This is a genomic window from Amycolatopsis thailandensis (assembly GCF_042723255.1).
Lineage (GTDB): Bacteria > Actinomycetota > Actinomycetes > Mycobacteriales > Pseudonocardiaceae > Amycolatopsis > Amycolatopsis thailandensis.
The window spans coordinates 1-9308 of sequence record NZ_JBHXJK010000222.1; the positions used below are offsets into that span (position 1 = coordinate 1).

The 9308-nt window shown below is 68.4% G+C and carries 8 protein-coding genes; 2 read left to right on the top strand and 6 right to left on the bottom strand.

Going from position 1 to position 9308, the window contains the following annotated elements; genetic code table 11:
• Nucleotides 1–62: 62 nt before the first annotated feature.
• On the bottom strand, nt 63–1832 hold the full coding sequence (locus tag ACFWMR_RS41275) for a chitinase (RefSeq protein WP_378382327.1): 1770 nt from the start codon (nt 1830–1832) through the stop codon (nt 63–65).
• Between the two features lie 316 nt (nt 1833–2148).
• On the opposite strand from ACFWMR_RS41275, the gene ACFWMR_RS41280 reads away from it, so the two are divergent.
• Complete coding sequence (locus tag ACFWMR_RS41280; protein ID WP_378382328.1) at nt 2149–2748, top strand: sigma-70 family RNA polymerase sigma factor; 600 nt, start codon at nt 2149–2151, stop codon at nt 2746–2748.
• On the opposite strand, the gene ACFWMR_RS41285 is transcribed toward ACFWMR_RS41280, so the two are convergent.
• The 5 genes from ACFWMR_RS41285 to ACFWMR_RS41305 all read right to left on the bottom strand — a co-directional run bounded on the left by ACFWMR_RS41285 (nt 2745) and on the right by ACFWMR_RS41305 (nt 6783).
• On the bottom strand, nt 2745–3392 hold the full coding sequence (locus ACFWMR_RS41285; RefSeq protein WP_378382329.1) for a response regulator: 648 nt from the start codon (nt 3390–3392) through the stop codon (nt 2745–2747). The two genes, ACFWMR_RS41280 and ACFWMR_RS41285, sit on opposite strands and share 4 nt — an antisense overlap.
• Nucleotides 3389–4936 carry a sensor histidine kinase gene (locus ACFWMR_RS41290; protein ID WP_378382330.1) on the bottom strand — a complete coding sequence of 516 codons (1548 nt, stop codon included), beginning with the start codon at nt 4934–4936 and terminating at the stop codon, nt 3389–3391. The genes ACFWMR_RS41285 and ACFWMR_RS41290 overlap by 4 nt, the downstream gene beginning before the upstream one ends.
• A 30-nt stretch (nt 4937–4966) precedes the next feature.
• Nucleotides 4967–5446 carry a pyridoxamine 5'-phosphate oxidase family protein gene (locus tag ACFWMR_RS41295; protein ID WP_378277107.1) on the bottom strand — a complete coding sequence of 160 codons (480 nt, stop codon included), beginning with the start codon at nt 5444–5446 and terminating at the stop codon, nt 4967–4969.
• A gap of 100 nt (nt 5447–5546) precedes the next feature.
• Nucleotides 5547–5990, bottom strand: coding sequence for a nitroreductase/quinone reductase family protein (locus tag ACFWMR_RS41300; protein ID WP_378382331.1), 444 nt, complete (start codon nt 5988–5990; stop codon nt 5547–5549).
• A 10-nt stretch (nt 5991–6000) separates the two neighbouring features.
• The gene (locus tag ACFWMR_RS41305) at nt 6001–6783 is read right to left on the bottom strand and encodes a TetR/AcrR family transcriptional regulator (RefSeq protein WP_378382332.1); all 783 of its coding nucleotides are present in this window, start codon (nt 6781–6783) and stop codon (nt 6001–6003) included.
• Nucleotides 6784–6861: 78 nt separating this feature from the next.
• Here ACFWMR_RS41305 and ACFWMR_RS41310 point away from each other — a divergent pair, with 78 nt between their 5' ends.
• Nucleotides 6862–9123: an ATP-binding cassette domain-containing protein gene (locus tag ACFWMR_RS41310; protein ID WP_378382333.1), complete on the top strand. Its 2262-nt coding sequence runs from the start codon at nt 6862–6864 to the stop codon at nt 9121–9123.
• Nucleotides 9124–9308 lie beyond the last annotated feature (185 nt).

Below are 9308 nucleotides of genomic sequence, written 5' to 3' on the forward strand. Positions count from 1 at the left end.
CCTTGCGTCTAGCGCAAGGAAGGGGGCCTTCATGTACTTCGCGGACCAACCATAGAGCAGGATCAGGGCAGCGCGTTCAGGAAAGGCTCGTGGGCGTTCTGGAATTCCCAGCCGTAGTACCGGTCCCAGTTGATCGACCACGTCATCAGCCCGCGCAACGCCGGCGAAGCACCACCGCGCAAGGAATACGACCCGCAGCCGGAGTTCTTCACCAGGCAGTTCAGCGCCGAGTGCACCGCCGCCGGCGCGGTGTGCCCGTTGCCGGCGCTCACCGCGGCGGGCAGGCCGAACGCGATCTGGTCCTCACGCAGCCCCGGGAACCGGAATCCGGTCGAGGCCACCGTGAAGCCCGCCTTGATCATGTCGGTCATCGCGATGTGGAAGTCGGCGCCGCCCATGAAGTGGTACTGGTTGTCCAGGCCCATCACCGGCCCGGAGTTGTAGTCCTGGACGTGCAGCACGGTCAGCGCGTCCCGCATCGCGTGGATCACCGGAAGGTACGAACCCGTCCGGTTGTCGGCGCCGCCGAGACCGCCGTAGTACTGGTACCCGGTCTGCACGAAGAACGTTTCGGGCGCCATCGTCAGCACGAATCCCGCGCCATAGCGAGCTTTCAAGGTCTTCAGCGCCGAAATGAGATTGACGATCACCGGCGTGGTCGGATTACGGAAATCGTTGTCGCCGGAATTGAGGTACAGCGAGTGTCCCTCGAAGTCGATGTCGAGCCCGTTCAGCCCGTACCGGTCGATGATCGCGGAAACCGAGCTGACGAAGGCGTCGCGCGCGGCGGTCGTGGTCAGCTGGACCTGGCCGTTCTGCCCGCCGATGGAGATCAGGACCTTCTTGCCCTGCGCCTGCTTCGCGCGGATCGCGGCGATGAAGTCCGCGTCGCTTTCCACCGTCGGGCATTCCGCCACCGGGCACCGGTTGAACCGGATGTCGCCCGAGGTCACCGAAGTCGGTTCACCGAACGAAAGGTTGATGATGTCCCACGCGGCCGGGACGTCGGCCATCCGCGTGTACCCGGAGCCGTTGGCGAAACTCGCGTGCAGGTAGCCGATCAGCGCGTGCTTCGGCAGGCCGGTGTCGACGCAGCCGGCAGTCGTGGCGCCCGCCTCCGTGCTTTTCGGCGATTCACCCGCGCTGTTGTACGCGGCCACCGAATAGTTGTGCGAAGTACAGGCCGTCAGTCCGGAAATCGTCGCCGAAGTCCCGGTCACCGTCGCGACCACGTTCCCGCCTTCGTACACGCGGTACCCGGTCACCGTGCCCGCCGAGGCTCCCCACGACAGCGCGATCGACGTGTTCGTCACCGTGCCCACGGCCGGATTTCCCGGTACCGGAGGCGCCCCCGGCGTCCCTCCGCCAGGCCCGTCGAGGCTGATGTCGTCCGCGAGGAAGGTGCCCGACCCGTACCAGCCGTGGACGTACACCTCCGCCGTCGTCTGCGTCGCCGACGTCGTGAACGACAGCGAAAGCTGCGTGTACGACGTCGCCGCGGTCCAGGTCGACGGCCCGCCGGTGACCCCGAGGTACACCGGATTCCCGTTCACCCAGGCGGAAACCGCGTAGGTCGTGCTGGGTTTGACGGATACCGTCTGTGCGCACTTCCCGATCGTCGAGCCGGGCGTGACCGAGACGGCGTAACCGCCCGAACGGACCGGTGTGGTGACGGCCGAGCCCGCCGCACAGGACCAGCCGGACGTGGAACCCGCCTCGAAGCCGGGGTTGAGGAGCAGGTTGGCCGCGTTCGCGGTGCCGCCCCCCGTTATCAGCCCGGCGAAGGTGAGCACCACGACGGCCAGAAAGGCCAGGGATCTGGAACGCCTCATCGCGATTCCTCCGGATCAAGGGCGGCCTGCCGCCGCACTGGGCTAATTGTCTAGACCAATCTGGCGAAAGTCCATACCCCGGGGACACCAGGGCCTAAAGACCCGACTACTCCGGGCTGCTGGACCGGTGTGACGCGCGAACGCGCTCCGTAACGTCGGAAGGGCCAAAGAGGGCTGGGGGCTTTCGGGAGGTGGGGACCATGGGAACGCACAAGGACACACCGAGAACGGCTCAGCCGGCGTGACCGGCGTGGCCGAAGCCGTGCGCCCGACATACAGCGCTGATGCGCACTCGGCGGGAAAGAGTGCCTCGCGCGTGCCCCGGCCGGGAGAGCCGGACGGCGAGTTGATCCGCGCGGCGATCCAGGGTGACCGGCGGGCCGTCGGGGGTCTGCTGACGCTTCTCCGGCCGATCGTGATCCGGTACTGCGCGGGCAGGCTGGGCGGGACCACGCGCGGCATCTCCAACGCCGAGGACTGCGCGCAGGAAGTCCTCATGGCCGTTCTGGTCGCCTTGCCGCGCTACAGCTACCAGGACAGCAGCTTCCTGCCGTACGTCTTCGGGATCGCTTCGCACAAGGTCGCCGACGTCCGCCGGAACCTGGCCCGCGACCCGTCCGCGCCGGTCCCCGATCCGGAGCCCGAGCCGGACGGTCCGTGGAACCCGACGTTCGAAGAGGTCGAGAAGGCGGATCGCAGCCGACGGCTTTCCCGGCTGTTCGAGGTACTGTCGGCGAAACAGCGCGACGTGCTGGTGCTCCGCGTGATCCACGGGTTCAGCGCCGAAGAGACCGCGAACACGCTGGGCATGGCGAGCGCGGGCGCGGTCCGCGTCACCCAGCACCGGGCGCTCAACGAACTGCGCCGGGTGCTGCGCGAAGACCCCGGCTACGCCGGCGGGTTCACCATCTTCTAGGAAGAGGGCTTGCGCCGCTGCGTGGCATAGACGGCGGCGGCGGTGCGGCGTTCGAAACCGAGTTTGTGCAGCAGGGACGACACGTAGTTCTTGACCGTCTTCTCCGCCAGGAACAGCTTTTCGGCGATCTGGCGGTTGGTCAGCCCGTCGGCGATGTGGTCGAGCACGCGTCGCTCCTGCGGGCTCAGCTGTTCGTACCGCGGGTCCGGGAGGTCGCTCTCGCCACGCAGGCGGTTCATCACCGACGCCGTCAGCGTGCTGTCCAGCAGCGATCCCCCGGCGGCGACCGTGCGGACGGCCTTGACCAGCGCGCCGCCGGAGACCTGCTTGAGCATGTACCCGGCCGCGCCCGCCATGATCGCGCCGAACAACGCGTCGTCGTCGGAGTACGACGTCAGCATCAGGCAGGCGGGCGGCGGGTCGACGGACGCCCGGATCTCGCGGCAGACGCTGACCCCTTCACCGTCCGGCAGCCGGACGTCGAGCACCGCGACCTGCGGTTTGACCGCGGGGATCCGCACGAAGGCCTCGGCGGCCGTGGACGCCTCGCCGACCACGGTGAGGTCGTCCTCCGCCTCGAAGACGGTCTTGAGCCCGGTGCGGACGAGTTCGTGATCGTCCAGCAGGAACACCGAAATCGTCATCCCACACTCCCCTGTCGGGCCGGCAACTCCACCGACCAGTCGAGCCTCGTCCCGCCTTCCGGACCCGCTTCGACGCTGAACGACCCGTTCCAGCGGGCCGCGCGTTCGGCGAGGTTCGCGACCCCGCTGCGATGGCCGGGTTCGGCGGGCATGCCGACCCCGTCGTCCACCACCGAAAGTTTCAGCCACCGCCCGTCGCGGTCGACGGAGACGTCGACCGACACCGTCGTCGCCTCGGCGTGCCTGACCACATTGGACAGTGCCTCGCGCAGGGTCGCGATGAGATCGGAACGCACCGAGTCCGGCACCGTCGAGTCGAGCGGCCCGTCGAACCCGACCCGGGGTTCGGACGCGCAGCCCGCGTCCAGCGCGACGCGCAGCAGTTCCGACCGGAGGCTGCCCTGCGCCTCCGCCGGTTCCTGCAGCGAAAAGATGCTGTTGCGGATCTCGCGGATCGTGCGGTCGATCTCGTGCGCGAAGCCGCCCACACGGTCGGCGACGGCGGGTTCGGCCGCGAGCCTGCTGAGCCCTTCCAGGCCGAGACCGATCGCGAACAGCCGCTGGATCACCAGATCGTGCAGGTCGCGGGCGATCCGGTCGCGGTCCTCGAAGACGGCGAGCCGCTGCCGGTCCTGTTGCGCGCGGGCGAATTCGACCGCGAGCGCGGCGTGCGCGGCGAAGGTCTCGGCGAGCTGGACGTCGTAGGCGGAGAACGGCGTCCGGTCCCGGAACTTCGCCACCAGCAGGACGCCGAGTTTCTCCTCGCCGACGATCAGCGGGACGGCGATCGTGGAGTCCAGGTCCTTGATCGCGGCTGGCATCGCGGAGGCGTTGTCGCCCTGGTACTGGAGCACCTTCTCGCCGTAGTCCCGGACCACGACGGGCTTCCCGCTGGTGAACGCCATCCCGGTGGCGGTGCCCTCGGTGGGCACGGCGACGCCGGCGAGCTTGTCGGCGTCCGGCCCCGGTGGCTCGACGATCTCGAAGACCAGCTGCCCGTCGCCGCTGGGCAGGGCCACCGCGCCCGCGGTGCCGCCGGCGACGACGCGAGCGCGTTCGGCGATGAGGTGCAGGGTCGCGGTCAGATCCTGGTCGGTCAGGAGCGCGCCGGTGACGTGATAGGAGGCTTCGAGCCAGCGCTCGCGTCGCTGCACCTGGTCGAACAGCGCGGCGTTCTCGATCACCACACCGGCCGCGGCGGTGAGCGCGACGAGCAGATCGTCCTCGGCTTCGGTGAACTCCTCACCGTCCGGTTTGCGGGCGAGGTACAGCATCCCGAAGATGCGGCCGCGCAGGCGGATGGGCACCACCCGCGATTCGTCCTCCGGCGGCGGCTCCGCCCAGGCGTCGGCGAAGCGGATGAACTCTCCCGAATCGAACACGCTCAGCGCGCCGAACGGCGCACCGGTCAGCTCGCAGGCGGATTCCACCATGCGCCGCAACACATCGGTCAGGCTGAGATCATGGGCGATCCCGGCCACCGCGTCCAGAATCCTGGGCGCCTTGGCGTCACTCGCCGCACTCACCCGCCGCACCGCCGTCACCGTCCCGGGCTACCGCTCCGGGCAGTGGGGTCAGGAATGACAAACGCGCCCGGATCGCTCTTCTGGTGCGTCGATCACGGACAGTGCTTCGTTACTGCACACGCCGAGGATCCTTCGTCCGGTTACCGACTCGATCGGTATCCGGAGGTATCGCGAGTCCGTCCGCCCAGTCCAGCAGCCCAGCGGCAGGGTCGCGAGCTCGGCGATCACGATCGGATCACGCACCTCGGCGGCCCGGCCGACGACGGTGACGAACCAACCGGTCCCGAGGTCCTTGGCGAAGTCGTCGACCGCGAACGCCACCACGCTGTCGAGGATCCCGGCGAACAACGCGCTCTGCGACGGCGTCCGCACCACGATCGCGCCGTGGTGGAGCGCGAACCGGGCGGGCTGGATCGCCGGCAGGGCACGGGAGGTGAACACCACCCGGCCGAGCCCGGCACCCGCGAGCAGCGCCAGGCACTGCTCGCGGTCGAGCGTCTCGAGACCCAAGGAGTCGGACATCGGCATCCCCGCGTTCTCGTAGTTCCACTGCGTCGTGGTCCACGGTCCCCGGCGTACCGACTCACCGGTAGGGCCGATGGACCCGCCTCATGCGGGGGATGCCGTGCTAGGGCCTGTTCTGAGCCTTGGGCGAGAGCAGGACCAAGGGGATCTCCCGCTCGGTCTTGGTCTGGTACTGCGCGTAGTTCTTGTAGTCCGCGGTGATCTTCGGCCACAGGCGGGCGCGCAGATCGGCGTCGGCGACGCTCGCGACCATCGGCAGCGCGGTCTCGCCCTTCAGGCCGACCTGGACGTCAGGATTGTCGCGGAGGTTGAGGAACCACGCCGGATGCTGGTCGTCGCCACCGCGGGAGGCGACGACGACGTACGCGTCCCCCTCGCGCAACGGCGAGGTCAGCAGCACGGTGCGCGGCTGGCCGGATTTGCGGCCGATGGTGGTCAGCTCCACGACGGTCATCCCGGCGACCTGCCAGCCGGCGCGGCCGCCGCTGACCTTCTGGATGACGCGATGGACGGCGTTCATGGTCTTCAAGGCGAAATCACTGGGCATGCGGAGAAGGCTACTCCGCTTTCATCGAGACTTCGATTCCGTCCAGGAGAACCGCCAGCGAGAGCTCGAAGGCCTCTCTCGCCTCCTGCTCCAGATAGGACACCGTCTCGTCCTCCATCCGGAACGCCTGCTCGCCCTCCATCCAGGTCAGCGTCGGGAACCGTTCGGCGAAGTCCGGCGAGACCTCCAGCAGATGCGCGGACCGCGCGTACCACCACTCGTCGTCGGACTGCCCCGTCGCCTTTTCGGCCTGCCGCGCCTCGGAAGCCGTCCTCGCGGGCTCGCGCACGCACGAGTACAGCGCGCTGACCAGCCTCCGCAGCATCACCGGGCCCAGTCCGGTCCGGCGCAGGATCTTCACCAGCGCCTCCAGCACGACGTACTCGTTCGGCCCGAGCACCGGCCGGGCCTGCGAGATCTGCAAGACCCAGGGATGGCGCAGATAGAAGGCCCAGAGGTCCTCCGCCCAGCGCGTGACGTCGGCCCGCCAGCCGCCTTCACCATGGGAAACCGGAAGCTCGGCGAGCGCCTTGTCGTACATGAGATCGAGCAGTTCGCTCTTGCTCGGGACATAGGTGTAGAGCGCCATGGCCGTGCGGCCGAGCGTGTCCCCGACGGCCCGCATCGAAAGACCCGCCATGCCCTCCGCGTCCGCGATGGTGATGGCGGTTTCGACGATCAGCTCGACCGAAAGGCCGGGCTTGGGGCCTGGCCGCTCGGTGTCCGGCGACTCCGTCCGCCACAGCAGGGCCATCGACCGCCGAGGGTCTCCTTGAGCCGCGTAGACGACCACTTGCCAACTCCTTACAGCATAAACTAACCTCTGCTACCCTCACTTTACAGGCTAAAGAGTTCCAACCAGGGGAGAGCCATGCCTTCGGCCGCCGACAGCCACGACATGATCCAGGTCCGCGGAGCCAGAGAGAACAACCTCGCCGACGTCTCGGTCGACATCCCCAAGCGCCGTCTCACCGTCTTCACCGGTGTCTCGGGTTCGGGGAAGTCGTCCTTGGTGTTCGGCACCATCGCCGCGGAGTCGCAGCGGCTGATCAACGAGACCTACACCGCGTTCATCCAGTCCTTCATGGCCCCCGTCGGACGGCCGGACGTGGACGCGCTGCGGAACCTGAGCGCCGCGATCGTCGTCGACCAGGAGCGGATGGGGGCCAACTCCCGCTCCACGGTCGGCACCGCGACCGACGCGCACACCATGCTGCGGATCGTCTTCAGCAGGCTGGGGAAGCCGCACGTCGGAACGTCGGGCGCGTTCAGCTTCAACCTTCCCGAGGGGATGTGCCCCGAATGCGAGGGGCTGGGGAAGGTCTCCACCATCGACATCGACCAGCTCGTCGACAAGGAGCTTTCGCTCGACGAAGGGGCGATCACCGTCCCGAACTTCGCGCCGGGCGGCTGGTACTGGAAGGGGCTGGCCGAGTCCGGTTTCGTCGATCCGGCGGTCAAGCTGAAGGACTACACCCCGCAGCAGTGGGAAGACTTCATGCACAAGCCCGCCACCAAGATCAAGCTCGCCGGGATCAACACCAACTACGAAGGCCTGCTGGTGAAGGTCCAGCGGCTGTTCCTGTCGAAGGACAAGGAGGCGACGCAGCCGCACATCCGGGCGTTCGTGGACCGGGCGATCACCTTCCGGCACTGCCCGTCGTGCGACGGTGCCCGGCTCAACCAGGCGGCGCTGTCCTCGAAGATCGACGGGCTGAACATCGCCGACTGCTCGGCCATGCAGATCAGCGACCTGGCCGACGTCGTCCGCAAACTCGACGACCCGTCGGTCGCCCCGCTGCTGGAGACCCTGCGCGGCACCCTCGACTCGCTCGTGGAGATCGGCCTCGGCTACCTGAGCCTCGACCGCGAGTCCGGGACGCTTTCGGGCGGCGAGGCGCAGCGTGTGAAGATGGTGCGGCATCTGGGTTCCAGCCTCACCGACGTCACCTACGTCTTCGACGAGCCGACCGTCGGACTGCACCCGCACGACATCCAGCGCATGAACGGCCTGCTCCTGCTGTTGAAGGACAAGGGGAACACGGTGCTCGTCGTCGAGCACAAACCGGAGACCATCGAGATCGCCGACCACGTCGTCGACCTCGGACCGGGCGCCGGGCCGCACGGCGGGCAGATCTGCTTCACCGGTGACGTCGCCGGCCTGCGCGCGTCCGGCACGCTGACCGGACGGCATCTGGACCACCGGGCGCGGCTGCGCGCCGACGTCCGCGTGCCGACCGGGCGGATCGAGATCCGGAACGCGACCCGGCACAACCTGCGCGGTGTCGACGTCGACGTCCCGCTGGGCGTGCTGACCGTGGTCACCGGGGTCGCCGGTTCGGGCAAGAGCTCGCTCATCCACGGCTCACTGTCCACAAGGGACGACGTGGTGGTGCTCGACCAGTCGCCCATCCGCGGCTCGCGGCGGAGCAACCCGGCGACCTACACCGGCCTGCTCGACCCGATCCGCACCGCGTTCGCCAAGGCCAACGGCGTCAAGGCGGCCCTGTTCAGCGCGAACTCCGAGGGCGCGTGCCCGAAGTGCAAGGGCATCGGGCTGATCTACACCGACCTGGCGATGATGGCCGGGGTGGCGACGGTCTGCGAGGAGTGCGAGGGCAAGCGGTTCACTGCCGAAGTGCTGACGTACAAGCTGCGGGGCAAGAACATCAGCGAGGTCCTCGCGATGCCGGTCGCCGAAGCGCGCGACTTCTTCCCCTCAGGGCAGGCGCGGACGATCCTGGACCGGCTTTCCGACGTCGGCCTCGGCTACCTCGGGCTCGGGCAGCCGCTCACGACGCTGTCCGGCGGCGAACGGCAGCGGATCAAACTGGCCATCCGGATGGCGGAGAAGTCGGCGACCTACGTGCTCGACGAACCGACCACCGGCCTGCACCTCGCCGACGTCGACCAGCTGCTGGGACTGCTGGACCGACTGGTCGACGACGGGAACACGGTGGTGGTCATCGAGCACCACCAGGCGGTGATGGCGCACGCGGACTGGATCGTGGACCTGGGGCCGGGCGCCGGTTCGGACGGGGGCCAGGTGGTCTTCACCGGGACTCCGGCCGACCTGGTCGCGTCCGGCGACACGCTCACTGCACAGCACCTTCGCGCCTACGTGGGCCAGTAGCGCGTCCGGCAGCCCCGAGGAGGACGTCGCCGCGCGCTTGCCGGACAGTCCCGCGTGACCGGTCCGGTCGCGAGGGGGTGTGTGGGAATAGGGACGTTGAACCTGGATGCACCGGTGTTGATGTGGTTTTGGGGTGTGTCTGGGTACGCAGATGCCCTCTGACTTGGGATGATTGTTCTTGCGAA